Below are 21,173 nucleotides of genomic sequence, written 5' to 3'. Positions count from 1 at the left end.
TGGGAGAAACCTCTCAAGTTCCTAATCTCCTCGACTCTCTACTCTGCAACGTTCTCCTGGCTTTATGGCTATGTGGATAAACAACAGAAACTTGCACGTTGGATGGGCAACCTCATTGGCGCGCTGCTGGTTGTGGAATTAGTAGTGATTATTGGGCTTGCAGCCCTTGGCACAACCAGTCACTTCAATGTGTCCACACCCTTTCACATAGTCATGTGGTCAGTGATGGCCACGGCGATTTCGGCTGTTTGGGGGGCCACATTTATCTTGGGAGCTAGCTTGTGGAATGCCCCGAGAATGTCGGCAGACTTACGCCTGGCAGTCCGATGGGCTCTTGGGCTTGGGCTAGCCGGCATGGGTATTGCGTTTACTATGACACCCCCGCAGGCTCAGCAAATCCAACCAGAAACTTGGGCGGGTATTGCGGGGGCCCATACAGTCGGTGCAGCGGATGGCGGCACTGGCCTGCCCTTCTTCGGTTGGTCAACTATCGCGGGAGACCTGCGCGTCTCACATTTCCTAGGATTACATGCTTTGCAGGTACTGCCTGCCTTCGCTCTTATTGTTTCGGTTGCAATAGCAAGCCAGTATGCGCGTCTAGCGATCATTACTGGGCTTGGAATGAGTTACGGTCTTTTCATTGCATTCACTTACGTGCAGGCACTCATGGGTCAAAGCATTGTGCACGTGTCGACTATCGCCGGATTGGTGTTGTCTTTAATTGTTGGCTTACTTGTCTCGGCCCTATCCCAAAGAGTCCGTAGCAATAGCCACAAGCGAAGGCTGTCGCTCCCAGAAATGAAGAAGCCCAAGAAGTTGTGAAGGCTTCTTGGGTTTCAGTGCGCTTGGAGGGACTCGAACCCCCAACCTTCTGATCCGTAGTCAGATGCTCTATCCGTTGAGCCACAAGCGCTGGTAAGTTCCAAAGTCTAACTTATTTCGGGGAAGAAAAACACGGGCGTTTCAGTTCATCAGTGGATAAATGGAAAAGCAATCGCCTCAACCATCTAACTTTGTCAGCACTAGATAAGGAGAAACTGGTTCCATGAAACTTCTTGGTTTGCTACTAGTTGCCGGCCTTCTAACCGGTTGCACAGCCGTCGATACCAGCGACCCTATTTCGAGCACCCAAAGCCAACCAGTCGAGGTTGCGACAGAGTCACCGTCTGAGGTCACTGAAGAATCAGAGACTGAGCTCGATGCAGAAGAAGCTGAAACTTCGATGCTGGAAACAGAAACTGAGCCGGAAGAAAGCGCGCCAGCTACCACTCAGTCAGTGCAGCCATCCGCTACCAAAGCTCCGCCAGCAACCCAAAAAGCCGAACCGGTTGAAACTCAAGCCCCCTCACAAACCCAAGACCCGGCTCCTGCCCCAGAGCCGGAGCCAGTCGAATCCAAGTATTCAATGGCGAACATTGCAAAGAACAACTCGACCTCGAGTTGCTGGGCTGCTATCTCAGGCAAGGCATATGACCTAACCGCCTGGATCTCAAGGCATCCGGGCGGTGCTGGGGCAATTATGAGCATTTGCGGTACAGATGCCACATCCGTTTTTCAGGGTAGGCATGGAGGGCAGTCAGGCCCTGCCTCGTCGCTTTCTGCCTACCTACTGGGTGATGTCGACAGCTAATTCGATTATTGATTAGATAACCGCGCCAAGAATTACTTCAGGATTCGCCCCGCACAGTTTTTTGTCAGGGCATACAGAAAGCCCCGGTGTTTACACCGGGGCTTTCTGGTTTAGCAACCTATAGAAGGTTCGGTACTGTCTCGGCTACGGCTGTTGGTGAGAAGCCCCACTTTTCAGCAATTTCGCCCAAAACGCCAGACTCACGAAGTGTGTCTAGGTTGTCGTTTATGGCTTCTTGTAGTCCAGGGTTGTTTAGGTTCACAGGGAAGTTAGTCTGCCCTGGCTTGGTGGTTGAGACAACGCGGTCATCTGGAGCTGGAACATTGAATACGGCACCCTCAACAGGTGTGTTCGTCAATGCGGCCTGTCCAGATGGGAAGGTGTCTACTACGACGCTGATGCGACCGCTTGCAAGGTCAGCATAAAGAGCCTGAGTGGTCTCGAAGAGCCCTGGGCCTTTGTCGGGAACTAGCAACCCAACTAACGCTGCGGGTCGAGAGCCTGCGGTTGCAAAAGAGTGCAAAGAAAACGAGAACACGAATTGACAGTTAGTGCCTTAAATAGAAATTGAGAGGCCGGGGCCTCCCAATTTCTAAATCGGATTTGTTGCGAAGTTTCGCTTCGCCTACCAGGTGATGGTGCCGGTCTTTTCATCCACATTCGCACCCAGGGTGATGTAACCATCCTTCGAGAAGATGTTTCCCCCAAACTTGGAGCCTGCACCCAGTGTCGCGTAGCTAGTCGCCATTATATTTCCGTACAGGTCTGCTCCTGCTCCCGCGGAAAAGTAACTCCCCGTGACGAAGAAGACGTTTTCGGCTAGCGCTCCATCCGCGAGAACTACCGATCCACCTGCAGAAGCAGAGATGTACTTTGGGGTTCTAATAATGAAAGTTCCATTGCCAGAAAGTGTCAGCGTCCCACTCAGAGTAAAGAATGTCTCAGAAGTGTAAACGAAGGTACCATTTTCGTTGACAGACAGGGTCTTGGCTCCAAGCTCCCTGTCGGTTGTTTCCTCATCGGCCGGTAGAGCCTTGAGCTCTGCCAGTTCTTCAGTGGAATTGTCCATTTGTATTGTGTACGAACTCAAATTGATGTCGTCGGCGTCGGCGTTGCCCATTGCAATGGTGTCTGCACCACGAAGTGGCGGATGAACGCCACTTGTGCCGGCACCCAAAACTATCGCCGATCCTGCTATGAACGTTCCAGAGACATGAGTTCCGGCTCCAGTAGTTATTGCGTCACCAGCAAAAAGACTTCCTGTGACCGAAGTACCGGCACCAGTGGTTATTGCGTCGTTAGCATAAAGATTTCCCTCGACCGTAGTACCGGCTCCAGTGGTTACTGCTCCTCCAGCACCGATATCGCCGGAGAGACCATTTAGGGCTCCGGTCGTAATGCCACCGCCTGCAAGCAGCGAGAAGGTGTTCGTTGCTTCGGCAGAGGCCGACAGCCCTGCGCTCGCTAGAATCCCAACGCTCGCTAGAACTCCGATCAGCGATCTATTTCTTTTTTTCATTTCATGCCTCTCGTTCTCAAATTTTTTGTCAAATCAACAGCCAACATATGAAGCTGTTATTTGCTTCTTATGAAGGACCCTAGTTCAAGCCAAGCCCCGAGGGCGAAATCCACTCCCCAAAGACCGGTCATTGTATATATGCGGGTGTCCAATCGCTGCTTTTTGCGAGGAGACCTGTAATTATTCGGTACTTATCGATACTGTCTCTAAAGAGTCAAATATACTGTCTCTAAAGAGTCAAATGAGGGGAGGCCCAGCCCATTTAGTACTTTGGTTCTTTCTCTAACATGCAACTGGCGGAGACGGAGGGATTCGAACCCTCGAGGGGATTTTGGTCCCCTACCCACTTAGCAGGCGGGCGCACTAGACCGGGCTATGCGACGTCTCCATTTGCTAGCAAAGCTTACAAGATACTGGTCACTATCCCAAACTTGAGGTCAGGCTAGTTAGAGCAGCTAGTTGTTGCGGCGTTGGTTCCCTTTACCCAGTCTGGTAGATCAGTGGTTGATGTTCCATCAACCGGCTGCTCGGTGCCGTCTGGGTTAGTGGTCGGTGTTGGAGTTTGAGTTGCAGATGGAGTTGCAGTGGCCGTGGCTGGGTCTTCAGCAATCACCGCACCCGTGCCTGGATTGGCTTCTGCTAACACAAGCGGCTGGTCACTCTTTATTAGGTTAAAGAGCTCTTGAGCGCGCTCGGGAGAGGCTGCAACCCTGCCTGCGTATTCGCCTTCTAGGTCATAAACCGGAAGTTGAATAAAAGTTATTTTGTCTAGGTCGACGTTGTTGACCTGCCTGGCAAGCCCGTAGATAACTCCAAGGTCGGTCAGGCTGTTGGAAAGCGTCATGTTTGAAAGAGCGGCAGTTCCAAGCTGGAACATTTTAAACGGGTTAGCAAGTGCGCCTTCGTCTTTGAGCTTTCTGATCATTGAGGTCAGAAAAACCTGCTGGTTTGAAATTCTGGACAAATCAGAGCCATCACCAACGCCGTGACGGGTTCGAAGGAATGCTAAGGCCTCATCACCAATAAGCGTGTGATCGCCAGCCTCTAGATAGAGATCCGTATAGCTGTCATCGATTGTGTTCGCGACGCAAACATCCACCCCACCGATTGCTTGGCTCATTGCAATTACACCCTTGAAATCAATCATTGCCAAATACGGAATCGCGACTCCGGTTAGCTCTTGAACAGCAAGCAACGTGCAGGCAGGGCCCGCCTTGGTCATTGTGGAATTGATTTGAGTAAATTCCTTGGCCGGGAAAGCTTCTCCGCCTTTTGGATCTGGGCACTCTGGAACCGAGACCATTAGGTCTCTCGGGATGCTCATGGCAACAGCATTTTTACGGTCTTGGGAAATGTGAACCAAAATTATGACGTCCGCGAGCGCCGATCCAACTGGCCCGTAGGAAGTTGAGCCCTGATCAACCCTGGTGTCAGAGCCAATCACAAGCATATTAATCGGACCGTTTATGTCGGCTGGGGTTGGAAGATCGAAGCTACTGCCGTCCGTTGAGTAAACCTCAATGCCCGAAGCGCTTAGCTGACCGGTTATGTAGAAATAGCCGCCAGCTACCGTTGCCACCGTCCCCGAAATCAGGGCAATCAATACCCAGACAATGGCCTTTAGCCAGCCACGTCTCTTGGGTTTTGAGTCCTCTAGGAACTCGTAATCGGAATCAGTCACTTAGGTCTTTTCCAGAAGGTCTTGTTTACAGCTCCGAGACTACTCGAATCACGAGGATGCTCGCCGAAATTCCAATCAAATTCACATCTATCCCGCTACCTGGTTGTGCTCTGATTTTCTGGGTAAACAAAAAAGCCAGTGTCAACAAGAGTTGAGACTGGCTTCTAAGCTTTCATGGCGGAGGCCGTGGGATTCGAACCCACGAGACATTTCTGCCCACTGGTTTTCAAGACCAGCTCCATCGGCCGCTCGGACAGGCCTCCGCGGAAGAGTTTAGCGGTTATTGAATAAACTCAAGTCCCTCGAGCGACATCAGCACTTGAGCGACCCCGTCTTCAGTAACGGAGGCCGTGACTGCACTTGCAGCCATCTTTACTTCTTCCGGCGCCTGACCCATTGCAAAAGCATGGCCCCCGAGACTCTGGGCCCACTGGAACATTTCAATGTCGTTCCTGCCATCACCAATGACAGCAACACGATTAGAGGTGTGGTTGTAGTTGTCTCTTAGCTGGTTCAGAGCGTGACCTTTGTCAATGCCCTTTGGGGCAATGTCTAACCAAGCCGTGTAACCAATGGCGTAGCTCACGGACTGCAAGCCAACCTCGTCCATGATCTTTAGAAACTGATCGACGTCGTGATCCGGTGACAATACAACGACTCGGCTAACTGGGTGGTGAAGGAGCTCTTCCAGGGGAGTTTCAACGTTCTGGTCCCCAAGCGCATAGCTTGGGAAGGGTTTATTAAACCGATAACCACCGTCTAGGTCCTCCACAGCGAAGTGCGCATTCGGAACAGTGTCAATGAGCCTTGCTAGAACATCTGCCGGATCAAAAGTCTTTATATCGTGGATTGAAAAGCCCTTGGGGTGAGCAGCATCGAGCTTGATAGTCACTGCCCCGTTAGAACAGACCGCGTGCCCGGTGTCGATACCCAACTGCTTGATAACCGGGTAGGCGTTTGATGCCGCTCTGCCGGTTGCGACAAAGACATGGTGACCTAAATCGCGTACTCGGTTTATTTGAGCAAGCACACTCTCTGAGAGGTAACCGTCATCGTGAACCAGGGTGCCGTCTATGTCAATGCCGATCAACCATTTGTTATCTTCAGCCATCTAGTTCTTAGTCCCAATCTTCTCAACGCCACCGAGATACCCGCGAAGCGCAGCTGGGATCAAAACTGATCCGTCCGCCTGCTGGTGGTTCTCCAGGATTGCAACCAACCATCTGGTAGTTGCAAGAGTGCCGTTCAGCGTCGCTGCGACGGCTGGTTTGCCGTCTTGATCGCGGTAGCGAGTGTTTAGTCTTCTGGCTTGATAGGTCGTGCAGTTTGAAGTTGAAGTCAATTCGCGGTAGCCGCCTTGGGTTGGAACCCAAGCCTCTATGTCGTACTTCCTTGCCGCGCTTGAACCAAGATCTCCGGCTGCCACATCAATAACCCGATAGGGCAATTCACATTTCTGAAGCATCTGCTCTTGCCACTCGAGTAACTTAGCGTGCTCGGCTTCAGCGTCTTCGGGTTTGCAGTAAGAGAACATTTCAAGCTTGTTGAACTGGTGTACCCGAAGAATGCCTCGGGTGTCCTTGCCGTGGCTCCCAGCTTCCCTGCGGTAACAAGTCGACCAGCCGGCATAGCGCATCGGAGTTGTTAGATCGTCAAGGATCTCGCCGCTGTGATAACCGGCAAGGGCAACTTCGCTTGTGCCAGTTAGATACAAATCATCGGCGGGAAGGTAGTAAACCTCGGCGGAATGCTCTCCCAAAAAGCCAGTGCCCTGCATGATCTCGGGCTTTACCAAAGTCGGAGTTATCAAAGCGGTGAAGCCAGCTTCGCTGGCTTGATCAAGGGCGAGCTGCATCAGAGCAAGTTCTAGCCTTGCTCCAAGGCCCTTCAAAAAATAGAACCTGGAGCCAGAAACCTTGGCGCCGCGCTCGATGTCTATGACATCTAGTGATTCGCCAAGAGAAACGTGGTCCTTCGCTTCAAAAGAGAACTCGGGCTTCTTGCCAACCTCTTTGATAACCACAAAGTTTTCTTCGGATCCAGCTGGTACACCTTCAAGAACAACATTCTCGATTTTGTGAAGAACGACCATTAGCTCCTGGTCGGCAAAGTTTGCCTCAGCCTCAAGTTTTTTCACATCGCTAGACATCTCTTGGGCCTGAGCGACTAGCTCTGCCTTTTCTTCCTTGGGGGCTTGAGCAACTAGCTTGCCGTGGGCATTCTGCTTTGCCCTCATAGCTTCGAACTGCTGCAGCGCAACTTTTTTCTGTTCCGCAAGCTTCGCGGCTAAATCAACGAGAGCCTCATCGGCGCCTCGAGCAGCCTGAGAATCCCTAATTGCCTGAGGGTTTTCCCGAAGTAAGTTGATGTCAATCACGGGTTCAAGCCTACCTGCTAGCTAAGCGTTGCTTGGGATTAGCGGGTGTCCCGAAGCTTTTGAAGCCAGGTTTGGGCCGACTGGTAATCCGGGTTTGCGTTATTGCCGAGGTGAACAGAGTCGGAGTGGTCCGCTCTTGGATAAGAACCTAGAAAAACGACCTTGGGGCTGAACCTGTGTAGGCCCATCAAGGCCTCACCGATTGCCTCGTCATCCAAGTGACCCTCAACATCGATGTTGAAGCGATACCTGCCGAAGCGATCGCCAACTGGCCTGGACTCAATTCTTGAAAGGTTGATACCCCTGGCCGCGAACTGCTCAAGCATTTCTAGTAGCCCACCGGGACGATCATCCGGCAGCTCAACCACAACGCTGGTTTTGTCCTGGCCAGTCTTTGCTGGAGGCGTTCCAGCTTTACCGATTTCGTAGAACCTGGTCTGAGCATCTTGGTTTTCGCCGATGTCGCTCGCGATTATCTCGAGGCCGTAAATGTCAGCAGCCCCCGTTGCTGCGATTACGGCGTGAGCGGTTGAGCCGTCGGCCAGCGCTTTAGCAGCAGCTGCGGTTGATGCAGCCGGTATGTGGGTGTGGGACTTCAGATTTTGGCTCAGCCACTTCCTGGATTGGGCGTACGCAACCGGATGGGTGAGTATTTCTTGAATGTCCGCAATGACAGTTCCTGACCTAACCATCAGGTCAAATTTCACGGGAACCAAGTACTCACCGTAGATCTGAGCCCCCACAATTGTCGCAAGAGCATCGCTGGTGGCACTGACGCCGCCCTCGAGTGAGTTCTCAATTGGTGCTACTGCTCGATCTGCTGACCCTGCCAAAACAGCGTCGATCGCCTCGGTAACACTTGCCATCGGAACCAGTTCAGCACTGGCTGCCCCGGGCAGCATCTTTGCCGCCATCTCGGTGAATGTTCCGGCTGGTCCCAGGTACGCAATCTTGGTGTCTTTAGACATGCTTCAAGATTAGGGCAGGCAAGAAACCTCCGATAGCAATACGATGCGTTTATGAATAAAAGAGGTGATGTTCAAAGACTGCGGGGCGTGCTTCGATTGGGCGCTCTAGTCTTCGCAATTAGTTCTCTGGTGCTGTTCTTGGCACCGCGTGTGTTCACTGATCTTCTTGGAATGCCCGGATCTTTGAACCTCGATTGGTCGATGCAGCTATCTGGCGTGACAATACTCACCCTCGGGGGTTTGATGTTTGTAATCGCTCAGGCGGGAAGCACCAATGGTGTTTTATGGGCTGCCAGGGTCATGATGGTTGGAGCTTTTGGGTTGGGTGTCATGACACTCTTGATTCCAACCGGCGTTACCTGGTTCGTAATTCTCTACGCACTAATAGGTTTTGGGTTTTCTTCTGCATACCTGGTGTTCCTGGCAAGGCGTAACCCCCAGATTGGTTGAGCATCAATCGATCTTGGATTCAACAACTTCCTCGGGGTAAAACTCAGCGGCTGGCAAAGACCAGAACTCTTCAAGAGTATGTATTCCGTTTTTGGAATACTCAGTAGCTAACTCTTCGCCCACGAATCGCAGATGCCAAGGTTCGTAGCTGTACCCGGTGATAGCTGTCGTTTCTTCTTCGTAGCGAACAATGAAACCAAAGCGCCAGGAGTTGGCGGCTACCCACTTACCTCCAACAGTTTCTCCAAAGCAGGTCATTATTGCGCAGCCCTGAGCCGGCACAGAAACATCAACCGCCAAGCCGGTTTGGTGCTCTGAGTGACCGGCCTTTGCGCTTCTCACAAGTGCTCCCGCCAAACCGTACTGACGGGTCTTTGATTCAAACAGTTCTACTTGATAGTCATAGGTTCGATAAGCGGAGTTCACAAACAGCTGACCGTAGCCTTCGGCGTGCATTTGCTCTGCCATCAGGACAAGCGCATGGGCCGCCGAAGGAGCCAACACCAATTCTCTTGAGTTGTCTAAAGACTCACTGGAGGGCATGGCGGTCAGGCTCGGAGGCGCAAAGTCGATCGGGTCTAGTGCCCGTAGTTTGTTCACAACCACCAAAGGCTGGTTAGCCGAATCAATCGTTAGCCGCGGGTAGATGTAATCGGTTAGCCCAAGAGTTGGAGGCACTAGGCCTTCGGCAGCATTGATTGTGATTTGCTCGTTGACCATTTCAAGCTTTGGGCTTGCAAAACTGCCAGATTGAACGACTAAACCAACGCCCACAATTGATAAAAGAACCGGAGGCCCAAAAATAAATAGGGGACTCCGTTTCAGAGGCGTAGACTTGGGCATCTCTAAACCCTAAATCCAGGAGAACAATTGGCCACGAACACCTCTCGGGATGCCGCAAAAAAGGCAGCCCAATCTGGCACCATGACTCCTAGGCAAATTTGGATAGTTCTTATCGGGCTAATGTCCGGAATGTTTTTGGCAGCCCTTGACCAATCTGTGGTTGGTGCCGCGATGCGGACGATCGCCGATGATCTTTCTGGTCTTTCGCTTCAAGCCTGGGCAACCACGGCCTACCTAATAACCTCAACCGTCACTACCCCCATCTATGGCAAACTCGGCGACATTTTCGGTCGAAGGCCCTTGTTCATGATTGCGATCGTGATCTTCATCGTTGGTTCGGTTACCGCCGGCTTTGCAACCTCAATGGCTGAACTAGCAGGTTTCCGCGCGCTTCAGGGAATGGGTGCTGGAGGGCTGTTCTCGCTTGCTCTCACAATCGTCGCCGACATTGTTCCGCCAAAAGAAAGAGCAAAGTACCAGGGCATGTTCCTGGCAGTCTTTGGCACTTCTTCTGTGCTGGGCCCGGTTGTTGGTGGAGCACTTGCAGGAGCCGGAGAGATTCTATTTATTGACGGCTGGCGCTGGATTTTCTTGATGAACATTCCAATTGGTGCCGTCTCACTATTCATGGTTGTGACGTTCCTACACATCCCGCATAACCCAAGACCTCAGAAGATCGACTGGTGGGGGGCGGTGACAATCGTGTTGGCGGTCGTCCCATTCTTGCTGATCGCCGAGCAGGGTCGCGAGTGGGGCTGGTCTAGCCCGATGGCGATAGCAATGTATGTCACTGGAGTCTTTGGCATCGTCAGTTTCATACTGATTGAAAAGAAGATGGGTTCAGCTGCGCTAATCCCTCTTTATCTATTCAAGGAGCCAACCTTCGCAAGAACCCAGATCCTCGGTTTCATTATTGGTGTTGGAATGTTCGGTGGAATGATTGTGCTGCCCTTGATAATTCAGGTTGTCTACGGTGCAAGCCCAACTGAAGCCGGCTTCTTGATGCTCCCAATGGTTGCCGGAATGATGACCGCAACTATTAGTTCCGGACGAATTACCTCTAAAACCGGCAAGTACCGGATCTTCTTCAACACCGGAACCGCCGTGTTGTTCTTGGGATACCTGTTCATGCTTTTGATGATGGATGCCTCAACCCCAATTTGGGTTATCTCAATAGGTATGGTGATGATCGGCCTCGGCCTCGGTCAGCTGATGCAGACCACAATGGTTGCGAGCCAGAATTCGGTTGCCGCAAGAGACATTGGTGTTGCTACAAGTTCAGCAACTTTCTTTAGGCAAATGGGTGGCACCTTCGGTGTCGCGGTGTTTATGTCAATCCTGTTTGGTCAGGTTGGAGACAAAATCACCACCGCCTTCAGGCGCACGGACGTTCGTGAAGGAATCGCTAGCGCGACTAGCGACCCTCAGGTATTGGCAGACCCAAACAACGATGCGATTATCGACATCCTCCAGAGTGGACCATCTGGCGCGAGCCAGATAACACTTGATTCGTCCTTCTTGATAGGTGCGGATGACAGGCTGACGCTGCCCTTCAGAATCGGCTTTGTTGAGTCATCGCTCACTGTGTTCTTGGTTGCAATCTTCTTTGTCGGGGCAGCCTTTGTTATTAGCTGGTTTATCAAGGAGGTGCCGCTCCGCGAAAAGAGCGCCTCGCAAGAAGTTGCAGATGCGGCCGGCTCGACCAAGTAGCTTTATCGGTTAGGCTTTTCTTGTAACACCACGGGAGTTCGGTAAACCGGACTGAGAGGAAGACTAGAAATAGAGTCTTCGACCGTCAAACCTGATCTGGGTAATGCCAGCGTAGGTAGAGACCTCTAACCCGTGCCTACTTAACACCAAAAGGCACGAAAAATGAAAAAACTAGCAATAGTAGCAATCAGCGCTTTAGCCCTAACCGGTTGCAGCGCTCAAGACATAACCCTTGTTCGCCTCGCAGCCCATGACTCTTTTGTCATTAGCGATGAGCTCGTGGCCGAGTTCGAGAGCGAAACCGGATACGAACTAGAGATAATCAGGCTCGGTGACACCGGGTCACTAACAAACCAACTAGTGCTAACTACCAACGCGCCTGTTGCAGACGCGTTCTTTGGCATTGATAACACCTTCGCTGGGGTGGCTACCGACAACAACATTGTTGCCGGTGAAATGCAAGCAATCGACTACTCGGATGTTTGCTTCAACTATGACCTCGACTGGTTTGCCGAGAGTTCAATTGCCCCTCCGACTTCTTGGCGTGAACTAGGTCAAGAGCAATACAAGAGTCTTGTCGTTGTGACCAACCCAAACTTCTCTTCTCCAGGGCTAGCATTTCTGGCAACCACACACGCCGGCTTTGACACCAGCGCTGAGGTCTTTGCTTACTGGCGCTCACTAAGAGACAACGATCTCAAGGTGGCTGGTAGCTGGGAAGATGCCTACTTCGTTGATTTCACCAGATACGGTGGTGACCGACCGATTGTCCTGAGCTACGCATCGTCGCCCTCAGCCGAAGTTAAAGAAGACGGCACCCCGGGCTCAGCTGCACTTAGAACCGAATGCTTCAGGCAGATTGAATACGCCGGTGTCCTAAACAATGCCGACAACAACCCTGGCGCCAAGGCAATTGTCGACTTCCTGCTTGGCGATAGCTTCCAGGCTTCGGTTCCGGAAAACATGTATGTCTATCCAATTAACGAAGCCATCGAGGTTCCAGAAGCTTGGGCAAAGTTTGCTCAGCCTGCAGATAGCTTGCTGGGTGAGGGCTTAGACATAAATGCAAATCGTGACCAGTGGTTGACCGATTGGTCGGACGTATTTGACAACTAACTTGGAACTGTTTGCAACCACCGCACTGATTGCACTATTCAGTTCGGTGGTTGCAACAATCCTGGGTTATCCAATCGGGAACTGGCTAGCAGGCACGGGCCGCAGGACAAGGCAACTTGTTTCATCGTTTTTGCTCGTTCCATTTTTGCTGCCGCCGTTTCTAATTGGCATCACGCTTCTACCCCTTCAGCCCAATACCTTCAATTCCGTTACTGGAATACTTTGGATCATTGGAGCTCATGTTTTGATGAACGCGGGATTCATGGCAAGGGTTGTTTCGGCAAATCAAGTACCCGCCGACCAACTCGAGGCCGCATCTCTTGATGGGGCAAGTAGTGTCAGAAAGCGTTTTGCCATCGAACTACCGCAGCAGCTTGCCGGGATGCTATCCGCGGGTTTGTTGGTCGCCCTCTACAGCGCAACAAGTTACGGGCTTGTGCTGACACTGGGCGCAGGCAAAGTCGACACCCTGGAAACCGAAATAGCGACTGCGGCACTAAGAGACCTGGACCTGAACTTCGCACTCACTCTTGCGCTATTACAAACAGCACTGACTCTTTGCTTTTTCTATCTAGCAAGATCAATCGGTGCAGAGCCGGCTCCACTATTTGGTGAGCAGGAAACTGCCTCGACCGGATCCAAGCTTGGTGGCTTACTAGGAGCACTGCTGTTAGCGGCAATCGTGATTGTGTTTGCAGGGGTTTTCGTGAGAGCCATAACTTACGGGCCCGGGCTAGTTGAGAATTTTGCAAACCTTGCCGGTCGAGGTAGCAGGAAGCTTTTGAATATTTCAATTGCCGAGGCAGCACTGAACAGTCTTCGAAACTTGATAGTTGCGGCATTGATTGCGCTACCAGTTGCTTGGTTTGCCGCAGGCCGAAAGCGAACCAGCTACTTGGTTTTGCTGCCGATCGGTATTTCACCAGTCGTCTTCGGTTTGGTTTTTTTGATTCTGAGCGGTTACCTACCCTCTGCACTAAGTGGCACTTGGCTACTGGTCCCCATTGTTCAAAGCCTGTTCCTAATTCCTCTTAGTTATCAGGTACTGAGACCGGCGAGGCAATCAGTCTCCATGGAGATTAGGGATGCTGCCCAACTGGACGGAGCCTTTGGTTGGCGGATGTTCTCTGAAGTCGAGGGGCCACTTATTCGAAAGCCACTCAGTGTTGCTGCAGCTTTTGTTGCCCTGGGCTCGCTCGGTGAATTTGGGGCGGCGAGCTTTCTTGCCTACGGATCACAAGCGACATTACCGCTTGTTATGTTCAGATTGATTTCAAGGCCGGGGGCAGAAAACTTGGGAATGGCGATGGCTGCCGCGAGCCTATTTATTGCCGTTGCCCTTGTAGTCGTCTGGGTTATTTCACTTGAAGGACGTACTCAACGCCAAGGGCATTGAGTCGGCTAGTGATTACTTCAATCGACTCTGGGTTTTGATCCACCACGACAAAGTTTCTTTTCAATTCAAAAGCCGCTTGAGCGGTAGTCCCAGAACCTGCAAAAAAATCGAGCACCCGATCGCCCGGTCTTGAGCTGGCACTAATTATTCTCCTGAGAATGCCGAGTGGCTTTTGAGTTGGGTAGCCAGTCTTCTCTTTTCCCGTGGGAGAGACGATCGTGTGCCACCAGACATCGGTGGGGAGCTTCCCCCGAGCAACCTTCTCTGGAGTCACTAGACCGGGAGCCATGTATGGCTCACGATCAACGGTGGCGCTATCAAAAAAGTACTTGGTTGGGTTTTTCACATAAACCAAAATGGTGTCGTGTTTTGCCGGCCACCTGCTCTTTGACTTTCCGCCGTAGTCGTAGGCCCAGATGATTTCATTGAGAAAGCACTCTCTGCCAAATAGTGCATCCATCAAAACTTTTGCGTAGTGGGCCTCTCGATAGTCAAGATGCAGATAGATCGTTCCTGTTTCATTGAGTAACCGATAAGCCTCTATGAGCCTGGGTTCTAGAAATGCCCAGTAGTCAGCAAAGTCATCATCGTAAGACAGAACCGATTTGACTACCTGCTCGTATCTCTTGCCCTGAAACCCTAGGTTCCCGGTCATACTCGAGATAGAGCTGCGGTTCGTCCTTACCTGAGAGCGCCCCGTGTTGAAGGGAGGGTCGATGTAAATCAGTTGAAAGGATTCATCCGCCATAGATTTAAGTGCGGCGAGGTTCTCCCCATTGATAACCTCGTTAATAGCCATAAGAAGAAAGATTAACATCATGAGCACACAGGTAGTGCACGATAGCGATAACCACCGCTTTGAAATTTTCTTGGATTCTTCTCGAGTCGGGCTGATGGACTACGTAATCAATGACGACGAGATCCACTTGGTCCACACCGAAGTGAACCCAGAACATCAAGGTAAAAACCTAGCTGCCATTTTGGTTCGCGAATCGCTTCAAGAACTTAGAGAAGCTGGAGACAAAAAAGTTGTTCCGGTCTGTTCCTACGTGGTCAAGTACATGGAGAAACATCCCGAGACCCACGACCTACTAAAGGGAACCATCGAAGAAGCAGTTGCTTCTTGCCGGTGGCCGGGAGCTAACTAGTCCCAAGTGCTGGGAGCTGGTTCTTTACCCTTGGGTAATGCTGTGTCCTTCGCCCATCTGGCGATCCACTTTGGTAACTCGGGTCGATCTCCGGGCCAGCCACCGGAACCATCCATGACTTCCTGCGGGGTTAAAGTGCCCCAAGAGCGCTTCAGGAACCTTCCGCGCATAATCGCCTTGGCATAGATCTCACCGTTTCGAACAAATCGCTGTTCGATGTAGACCGCGATGTCGTCCCAACCGACCACTTTGGTTTCTAGGTCGAACTTCTGCCAGGGCTCAAGAGACTTTCGGTAACTGATGGTTGAGTTGACAACTATCGGGTACCAACCTTTTTTGTTCCAAATCTGCCAAATGCCAGTTCTTAGCCCCTGGTCGTATCGACCAAGGTCCATAAGCGTCAAAAATACGCCGTTGTTCATGTGGTTATAGACATCTAGGTCAGTTGGCATCACTCGAAGACTTACCGACGAAACTTCGTCGATGGTCACCTTTGATCTGCGGCGCCAAGTCAGCTTGATGAAGAGGATTCGAAACCAGAGCTTCACCAGATAACCACTCGGTCTTCTGGTGCAAGCCACATTGCGTCTAATTCAGTGGTCTGGAATGTCTGGTGGAAGATGTCCAAGTTTTTGACAACTTGGTTACACCTGAATTCGGCCGGTGAGTGTGGGTCGGTCGCCAAACGCTGAATGGCAATTTCATCGCGGCTGATACCTCGCCAGCACTGAGCCCAAGAGAAAAGGAATCTTTCTGCCGCAGTCACGCCGTCGATGGTCGGTGGTTCTTTGCCATCGAGTGATATTAGGTATGCCTTCCACGCAATACCAAGACCGCCCAAGTCTCCGATATTCTCACCGATGGTGAGCTCGCCGTTTACCTTGTTGCTGTCATCAAGCTGAATCGGACTCAGCTCGTTGTACTGATCGATGAGAGATTTAGTTCGCTGCTCAAAGGCCTTTAGGTCCGTATCGGTCCACCAGGAAACCAACTTCCCGTCTCCGTCGTACTTCGCACCTTGGTCATCAAAGCCGTGCCCGATTTCGTGACCAATTACGGCCCCGATTCCGCCGAAGTTCATGGCGTCGTCGGTCTCTTCGGAGAAAAACGGTGGCTGCAAAATTGCTGCCGGGAAGACGATTTCATTCAGACCAGGGTTGTAATAAGCGTTCACGGTCTGAGGCGTCATGTGCCACTCGTCGCGATCGATTGGCGATCCAATTTTCTTGACCTGGAAATCAAACTCCCACGCAGAAACATTTTGAATATTTTGCAAAAGGTCTTCGCGCGAGATAGCGATGCTCGAATAATCGTGCCATTTGACCGGATACCCGATCTTCGGAGTGAACTTCGACAGCTTCTCTTGTGCCTTTTCTTTTGTGGCGTCAGTCATCCACTCGAGCTTGTCGATGCTTTGTCGATAGGCCTCAATCAGGTGAGCCACCAAAGTGTCCATTTGGGACTTCGAGCTTGCTGGAAAGTGCTTGTCAACATAAATCTGACCGACAGCTTCGCCAAGGCTCCCCTCGACCAAGCTGACCGCGCGCTTCCATCGCGAACGATTTACTGGCTGGCCGGTTAGCTTTGTCCCATAGAAGCCGAAGCGCTCGGCCACAAAATCGCCGGAGAGATAAGGAGCGTGTGCTCTGATGTAAACCCAGCTCAGCCATGCCTTTAGAGCATCTAGGTTTTTAGCTGTCAACACGTCGACGAGGCCCTCGAAGAAGGAAGGCATCATAACTACATTCCATTCCAGGAATAAATCGGTTAGACCTAGGCCCGAAAGGTATTCGTCCCAGTGAATACTCGGTGCGAGAGTTTTTAGTTCTGCAAAGGTTTTGAGATTGTAAGTTTTTTCAGCGTCTCTTGATTCAACACGGCTCCAGTGCTTGGATGCAATCTTGGTTTCGAGCTCCAAGATCTGATCCGATTTGGATTCAGCCTCTGCCGAACTCAAGCCAGCCAAAACCAACATGCGGGAAATGTGCTTTGGATATTCTTCGCGAACATCCTTGTACTTCTCGTCGGTGTAGTAATCCTTATCCGGCAGGCCTAGGCCGCCGTTGTAAAAATGAACCAGGTACCGCTCTGGGTTACCGGCGTCATTATCGATGTAACTGCCCCACAGCCCGCCCACGCCCATGCGCTCGAGCTGGCCCATCAGACTGTGCAGCTCCTTGAGGTCAGAAACCGCTGCGATTTTAGATAACCCCTCAGCAAGTGGAGTGGCTCCAAGTTTCTCAGCTCGATCTTCGTCCAGGAACGATGCGTAGAGATCTCCAATTTGCTGGCTAACGCCCGGAAGTGGATTGTTGGCTGCTTCTTCGAGGATTTCCTTGACGGCAAGTTCTGAATCATCGGCCAGCATGTGGAAACTACCGAAGACGGCTTTGTCCTCTGGAATCTCGGTTGAATCCAACCAGCTTCCGTTGACGTGGCGGAATAGGTCCTGGGTTGGCTTAGTGGTTTGACTTAGTTCGGCTTTATCTAGCCCCGGTTTCATTGACATGCTTCCTAGTCTAAGACAGCGCATTGTGACTAGGCTGACAGCTAATGCCCCTGAACAAGATCATCCTCTACTACGGGTTCGCACCGATTGCGGATCCGCAAGCAATCATGCTCTGGCAGCGGACCCTTTGCGAGACTCTAGAACTAAAGGGCCGGATTCTTATATCCCCCCATGGGATAAACGGAACCCTCGGTGGCAAAATGGAGAACCTAAAAAAGTACGCCCACGCCACCAAAGAATTCAAGGGTTTCTCCAAAATAGATTTCAAGTGGTCTGCCGGCACCGGCAATGAGTTTTCAAAGCTCATGGTCAAAGTTCGAAAAGAGCTAGTGGCCTTCACTACCCCAGACGAAGTGCAAGTTGACATCACCGGTGTCGTCAACGGAGGTAAGCACCTAAAGCCTCAACAGGTCAACGAGCTAGTTGAAAAGCGCGGCGACGAAGTTGTCTTTTTCGATGGCAGGAATGCCTTTGAGGCGGAAATTGGTAAATTCAAAAATGCGATTGTTCCGGATATCCAGACCACTCACGATTTTGTTGCAGAAATCGAATCGGGCAAGTATGACCACCTGAAAGACAAGCCGATTGTCACGTACTGCACGGGTGGCATTAGGTGTGAGATTTTGAGCGCTGTGATGCTAAACCGCGGCTTCAAAGAGGTCTATCAAATCGAGGGCGGCATTGTTCGATACGGGCAAAAATACCGGGACGCTGGGCTCTGGCAAGGCGCGCTTTACGTTTTTGATAACCGCATGACCCTTAATTTTTCAGAAGAGGCAGTGACTCTTGGCACTTGTGTGAACTGCTCAGAAAAAACTTCTCAGTACCGCGACTGCGAGGGGCCGGGCTGTAAGGATTTAGTTTTGTTGTGTGACGAGTGCTTTACAAATCCAAAGAACCTGAAATGTGACGAAAGTCACATTCGGGGCAGAAAGAAGCTCCAACAAATAGGTTAAGGAAAAACCCCCGGGTTCTTGCCCGAGGGTCTCCCTATTAGGAGGGTATGTAATCTATGAGAATCACATGCCTTTAACCATAAAAGCCAAGCGATGCTGACCGAGTAAAAGTCAGGGTTTCAACATCAAGCTCTCAGTACTTTCTCAGCTTTATGAGTCCTCAGATTCGTCAGCAACATCTTCATGCTCGTGGCCGTGGTTGCGCATTCCCTTGTGCTCGCCCTCGCCTAGCTTTTTGCCGCGAGGCTTAAAGCTGGCGGCATCATCAACGTCGAAGTTGATGCTGAGAGCTTCGGCTGCACTTGCGGTTGCAACTCCAGATGAGTCAGTGGTTACCGTCACCAGAATCGGAGTCGACTCATCCGATGGGTAGAGAGCGAAAACTTCCACGCCCTCGATTGGACTTGCCTTGAAAACCAGGTCGCCCGTGACTGTTCCGGCTGTAATTAAAGGCATGATCACATCAAGATTTGCATCAAGGACTGGACGCACGCCGATTACGTGTCCGCCAGTTGTGGGTCTGGTGGTTGGGGCTGCGGTTACACCGGCCTCGAGGCGAAAGATCTCGTAGTTAGCCCCCTTTACAACTTCTCTTAGCGCGGTAACATCTGCCGGGATGCCGGTGATGGTAGCTGACAGAGTCGCGGAGTTATGTTCTTTCCTCATTTCACTCGCGTTCGGCCTGTCGCCGTGCATGCCGCTCTCGATTTTGGGTTCGGAGTTATTTGGTCCTTGTGAGTCGTGAGCCAGAGATGGAAGCGCGAATGTAAGCGCCCCAACTGCCAGGCTCGCGCTTGCTGCTATAGCGATTTTGGATTTTGTGTTCATTTTCTTTCCCTTGTTTGATGGATAAGCAACAAATTAGTAATGCAGATTGGGAAAGAAGCTGAATTTCAGGCGGTTGAGATGCTTTTGGCAGTCCGCTGCCAGAAAAAGGCCTTTTCTGTTAGTTGGCTGAGGGCTACAGGTAACGCCAGCGGAAAAGTTCAATTTTAAATCGAACGGCAATCAGCCTGATGGCGACCATCAGAATTGCCGCAATAGCGACGTCCAGATACTCGGGAGTGTTCAGGTAGCTCAGTAGGACAAGAACCCAACCTCCGGCAAACGCGATTGCGGCGTAGGGCTGGTGGTCATGAAATGCCCTCGGAACTTCATTCACTAGGACATCCCTCAGCACACCACCGGCAACTGCCGTGATGACCCCCATCAAAACTGCAATCATCGGGCTCATGCCAGCAACCAGCGCAAGGTGAGTACCACCAGCTGCAAATATTCCAAGCCCAACAGCGTCGGGGATCACAATCGCTTTTTCGGTTAACGCGATGTGGTTCGCCTTGAAGAAAAATGGCAGAGACAAGCCCACCAAAATAAGAGCCCAGACCCAAAATTCTTGCTCGACCCAGAAAAATGGCCTTCTGTCTAACAGCACATCTCGAAGAGTTCCGCCACCAAAAGCGGTGACAGCACCGATCATCACAACGCCAACCAGGTCAAACTGCTTTCTAGCTGCCTCCATGATGCCGGACAGCGCAAACGCCAGCACTCCAAGTGCTTCCAGTGTGATTAGAAATGTTTCTAGCAATTCGCTTCCCGATTTAGATTCACATTAACCCTAATAAGGTGGCGCCCGGATTGGCAAAGATTGCCAGACGAAATAGCCACTCAGCGGTAGACTTGCCAAACCTAAGAACCGCTCAGGGAAGCAGGTAACGTGGGCTTTCTAGACAAGGCCGAGGCGCGCATTGAGAGCACGGTTGTCTCAATGTTTTCCAAGCTATCCAAAAAGCAGCTGCAGCCGATTGAGATCTCTCAGGCTGTTAAAAACGCCATGGACGTCGCAGCCACCGCCCCAGGTAGAGATCGGACGCTAGTTCCTCATCGATACCTCATAAAACTGAGCCCCCAAGACAAAGACAACCTCTCCGATCAGCTTCTTCGTGCCATAGGTTCAGAGGTCGCAAACTACGCCGGTCAGAAGAGCTACCAACTAACAGGCGAGCTTGAACTGAAGGTTTTAGCTGACCAAAAAGTTGCACGGGGTCGAATTCAGGTTGGTTCTGCAGCAGTTGGCAGTTTGGTTAGCTGGAAACCAATAATTTCCTATGACGGCCAGCGCCTCGAGCTGTCCAGTGGAACTACTAGTTTTGGCAGAGACGCGAGCGCCGACGTGGCAATCGATGATCGCGGTCTGAGCCGAATCCACTTTGAGATTGCCTTCAACGGCGACGTTGCTGCCATAAGAGACCTGCAGTCGACCAACGGAACTTTCGTAGATGGCTCGAGAGTAAATGAGGTGGTTCTTAGATCCGGCAGCAAGATAACTGCCGGTAGGACAGAATTTGATTTTGAGCTACTAGCCCTGACAGGAGAGCCAAGTGAGTGAACTGGCACTATTCCTGATTCGCATCGGTTTTGTTGCGGTGCTCTGGGTGTTTATTTTGAGCCTGCTTTCCGTTATTCGCGCTGACCTATATGGCAGGCGAGTTATCAGTCGCATAGCTAAGCAAAACGCGCCGATGCTAACCGCGGGATCAGCTGCGAGCCTCGGGATAGATGATGGCGACAGTTTTGACCCAACCGAGATTGCTGTACTGACCGGCCGCACCGCTGGAACCAACATCCCGCTTGAGAACAAAAAAGAAGTGCTGATTGGCCGCGCTCCGAGTTCAGACATGGTCATCAGCGACGAGTTTGCCTCGTCGATGCACGCAAAGCTTGTGCATGTTGGGGCCGACTGGGTCCTGCAAGACCTAAACTCCACCAACGGCACCAACTTAGACGGCAAGAAAATAACCACCCCGGTGACAATTAGAGCTGGGATGACGATTCGCATTGGCACAACGACCTTTGAGTTGAGGTCGTAGTCA

The 21,173-nt window shown here is 51.5% G+C and carries 22 protein-coding genes and 3 tRNA genes; 10 read left to right on the top strand and 15 right to left on the bottom strand.

Features of this window, described 5'->3' with window-relative positions:
• The first annotated feature begins 72 nt into the window (after positions 1–72).
• Positions 73–822, top strand: a complete 750-nt coding sequence (locus tag IMCC13023_RS01650; protein ID WP_162097421.1) for a hypothetical protein — start codon at positions 73–75, stop codon at positions 820–822.
• Between the two features lie 18 nt (positions 823–840).
• Here the strand turns inward: IMCC13023_RS01650 and IMCC13023_RS01645 are convergent.
• Positions 841–913: transfer RNA gene (locus IMCC13023_RS01645), tRNA-Arg, on the bottom strand.
• 132 nt (positions 914–1,045) lie between these two features.
• Here IMCC13023_RS01645 and IMCC13023_RS06950 point away from each other — a divergent pair.
• The gene (locus IMCC13023_RS06950; protein ID WP_007540579.1) at positions 1,046–1,630 is read left to right on the top strand and encodes a cytochrome b5 domain-containing protein; all 585 of its coding nucleotides are present in this window, start codon (positions 1,046–1,048) and stop codon (positions 1,628–1,630) included.
• Positions 1,631–1,748: 118 nt separating this feature from the next.
• Here IMCC13023_RS06950 and IMCC13023_RS01635 read toward each other — a convergent pair whose 3' ends face one another.
• From IMCC13023_RS01635 to pheA, 8 genes are all read right to left on the bottom strand, one after another.
• On the bottom strand, positions 1,749–2,168 hold the full coding sequence (locus IMCC13023_RS01635) for a type 2 periplasmic-binding domain-containing protein (protein ID WP_007540577.1): 420 nt from the start codon (positions 2,166–2,168) through the stop codon (positions 1,749–1,751).
• 87 nt (positions 2,169–2,255) lie between these two features.
• Complete coding sequence (locus tag IMCC13023_RS01630; protein ID WP_007540575.1) at positions 2,256–3,149, bottom strand: ice-binding family protein; 894 nt, start codon at positions 3,147–3,149, stop codon at positions 2,256–2,258.
• Between the two features lie 294 nt (positions 3,150–3,443).
• Positions 3,444–3,537: transfer RNA gene (locus IMCC13023_RS01625), tRNA-Ser, on the bottom strand.
• 54 nt (positions 3,538–3,591) lie between these two features.
• Positions 3,592–4,830 (bottom strand): LCP family protein, encoded by a 1,239-nt coding sequence (locus IMCC13023_RS01620; protein ID WP_007540574.1) that lies wholly within the window; start codon positions 4,828–4,830, stop codon positions 3,592–3,594.
• A 175-nt stretch (positions 4,831–5,005) separates the two neighbouring features.
• A tRNA-Ser gene (locus tag IMCC13023_RS01615) sits at positions 5,006–5,093 on the bottom strand.
• A 17-nt stretch (positions 5,094–5,110) separates the two neighbouring features.
• The gene (locus IMCC13023_RS01610; RefSeq protein WP_007540570.1) at positions 5,111–5,941 is read right to left on the bottom strand and encodes a Cof-type HAD-IIB family hydrolase; all 831 of its coding nucleotides are present in this window, start codon (positions 5,939–5,941) and stop codon (positions 5,111–5,113) included.
• The gene (serS, locus tag IMCC13023_RS01605; protein ID WP_007540568.1) at positions 5,942–7,207 is read right to left on the bottom strand and encodes a serine--tRNA ligase; all 1,266 of its coding nucleotides are present in this window, start codon (positions 7,205–7,207) and stop codon (positions 5,942–5,944) included.
• Between the two features lie 38 nt (positions 7,208–7,245).
• A complete protein-coding gene (gene pheA, locus IMCC13023_RS01600; protein ID WP_007540567.1) occupies positions 7,246–8,175 on the bottom strand; it encodes a prephenate dehydratase in 930 nt (309 codons plus the stop codon).
• A gap of 51 nt (positions 8,176–8,226) precedes the next feature.
• Here pheA and IMCC13023_RS01595 point away from each other — a divergent pair, with 51 nt between their 5' ends.
• Complete coding sequence (locus IMCC13023_RS01595; protein ID WP_040324795.1) at positions 8,227–8,625, top strand: hypothetical protein; 399 nt, start codon at positions 8,227–8,229, stop codon at positions 8,623–8,625.
• 3 nt (positions 8,626–8,628) lie between these two features.
• Here IMCC13023_RS01595 and IMCC13023_RS01590 read toward each other — a convergent pair whose 3' ends face one another.
• Positions 8,629–9,468 carry a M15 family metallopeptidase gene (locus tag IMCC13023_RS01590; RefSeq protein WP_050816703.1) on the bottom strand — a complete coding sequence of 280 codons (840 nt, stop codon included), beginning with the start codon at positions 9,466–9,468 and terminating at the stop codon, positions 8,629–8,631.
• 27 nt (positions 9,469–9,495) lie between these two features.
• Between IMCC13023_RS01590 and IMCC13023_RS01585 the strand changes: the two genes are divergently transcribed.
• The 3 genes from IMCC13023_RS01585 to IMCC13023_RS01575 all read left to right on the top strand — a co-directional run bounded on the left by IMCC13023_RS01585 (position 9,496) and on the right by IMCC13023_RS01575 (position 13,690).
• Positions 9,496–11,178: an MDR family MFS transporter gene (locus IMCC13023_RS01585; protein WP_007540561.1), complete on the top strand. Its 1,683-nt coding sequence runs from the start codon at positions 9,496–9,498 to the stop codon at positions 11,176–11,178.
• A gap of 162 nt (positions 11,179–11,340) precedes the next feature.
• Complete coding sequence (locus IMCC13023_RS01580) at positions 11,341–12,294, top strand: thiamine ABC transporter substrate-binding protein (protein ID WP_007540559.1); 954 nt, start codon at positions 11,341–11,343, stop codon at positions 12,292–12,294.
• Position 12,295: 1 nt separating this feature from the next.
• A complete protein-coding gene (locus IMCC13023_RS01575) occupies positions 12,296–13,690 on the top strand; it encodes an ABC transporter permease (protein ID WP_007540557.1) in 1,395 nt (464 codons plus the stop codon).
• Here the strand turns inward: IMCC13023_RS01575 and IMCC13023_RS01570 are convergent.
• Positions 13,650–14,489 (bottom strand): DNA-methyltransferase, encoded by an 840-nt coding sequence (locus IMCC13023_RS01570; protein WP_249859679.1) that lies wholly within the window; start codon positions 14,487–14,489, stop codon positions 13,650–13,652. The two genes, IMCC13023_RS01575 and IMCC13023_RS01570, sit on opposite strands and share 41 nt — an antisense overlap.
• A gap of 19 nt (positions 14,490–14,508) precedes the next feature.
• On the opposite strand from IMCC13023_RS01570, the gene IMCC13023_RS01565 reads away from it, so the two are divergent.
• Entirely contained in the window at positions 14,509–14,838 is a 330-nt protein-coding gene (locus IMCC13023_RS01565; protein WP_050816702.1) for a GNAT family N-acetyltransferase, read from the top strand.
• Here the strand turns inward: IMCC13023_RS01565 and IMCC13023_RS01560 are convergent.
• Together IMCC13023_RS01560 and IMCC13023_RS01555 are read right to left on the bottom strand one after the other, a co-directional pair.
• Positions 14,835–15,329: an acyl-CoA thioesterase gene (locus tag IMCC13023_RS01560; protein WP_007540550.1), complete on the bottom strand. Its 495-nt coding sequence runs from the start codon at positions 15,327–15,329 to the stop codon at positions 14,835–14,837. The two genes, IMCC13023_RS01565 and IMCC13023_RS01560, sit on opposite strands and share 4 nt — an antisense overlap.
• A gap of 53 nt (positions 15,330–15,382) precedes the next feature.
• Positions 15,383–17,347: a M13 family metallopeptidase gene (locus IMCC13023_RS01555; RefSeq protein ID WP_100207037.1), complete on the bottom strand. Its 1,965-nt coding sequence runs from the start codon at positions 17,345–17,347 to the stop codon at positions 15,383–15,385.
• A gap of 44 nt (positions 17,348–17,391) precedes the next feature.
• Between IMCC13023_RS01555 and trhO the strand changes: the two genes are divergently transcribed.
• Complete coding sequence (gene trhO / locus IMCC13023_RS01550) at positions 17,392–18,303, top strand: oxygen-dependent tRNA uridine(34) hydroxylase TrhO (protein ID WP_007540545.1); 912 nt, start codon at positions 17,392–17,394, stop codon at positions 18,301–18,303.
• 150 nt (positions 18,304–18,453) lie between these two features.
• Here the strand turns inward: trhO and IMCC13023_RS01545 are convergent, their stop codons facing one another.
• Entirely contained in the window at positions 18,454–19,131 is a 678-nt protein-coding gene (locus tag IMCC13023_RS01545) for a hypothetical protein (protein WP_007540543.1), read from the bottom strand.
• Positions 19,132–19,264: 133 nt separating this feature from the next.
• Positions 19,265–19,888, bottom strand: a complete 624-nt coding sequence (locus IMCC13023_RS01540) for a trimeric intracellular cation channel family protein (protein ID WP_007540540.1) — start codon at positions 19,886–19,888, stop codon at positions 19,265–19,267.
• Between the two features lie 129 nt (positions 19,889–20,017).
• Between IMCC13023_RS01540 and IMCC13023_RS01535 the strand changes: the two genes are divergently transcribed.
• Positions 20,018–20,689 (top strand): FhaA domain-containing protein, encoded by a 672-nt coding sequence (locus tag IMCC13023_RS01535; RefSeq protein ID WP_007540538.1) that lies wholly within the window; start codon positions 20,018–20,020, stop codon positions 20,687–20,689.
• Entirely contained in the window at positions 20,682–21,170 is a 489-nt protein-coding gene (locus IMCC13023_RS01530) for an FHA domain-containing protein FhaB/FipA (RefSeq protein WP_007540536.1), read from the top strand. The genes IMCC13023_RS01535 and IMCC13023_RS01530 overlap by 8 nt, the downstream gene beginning before the upstream one ends.
• Positions 21,171–21,173: the final 3 nt, after the last annotated feature.

It is taken from the genome of Candidatus Aquiluna sp. IMCC13023, from assembly GCF_000257665.1.
In the GTDB taxonomy this organism is placed as follows: Bacteria; Actinomycetota; Actinomycetes; order Actinomycetales; family Microbacteriaceae; genus Aquiluna.
This window is presented reverse-complemented; position numbering and strand designations above follow the sequence as displayed.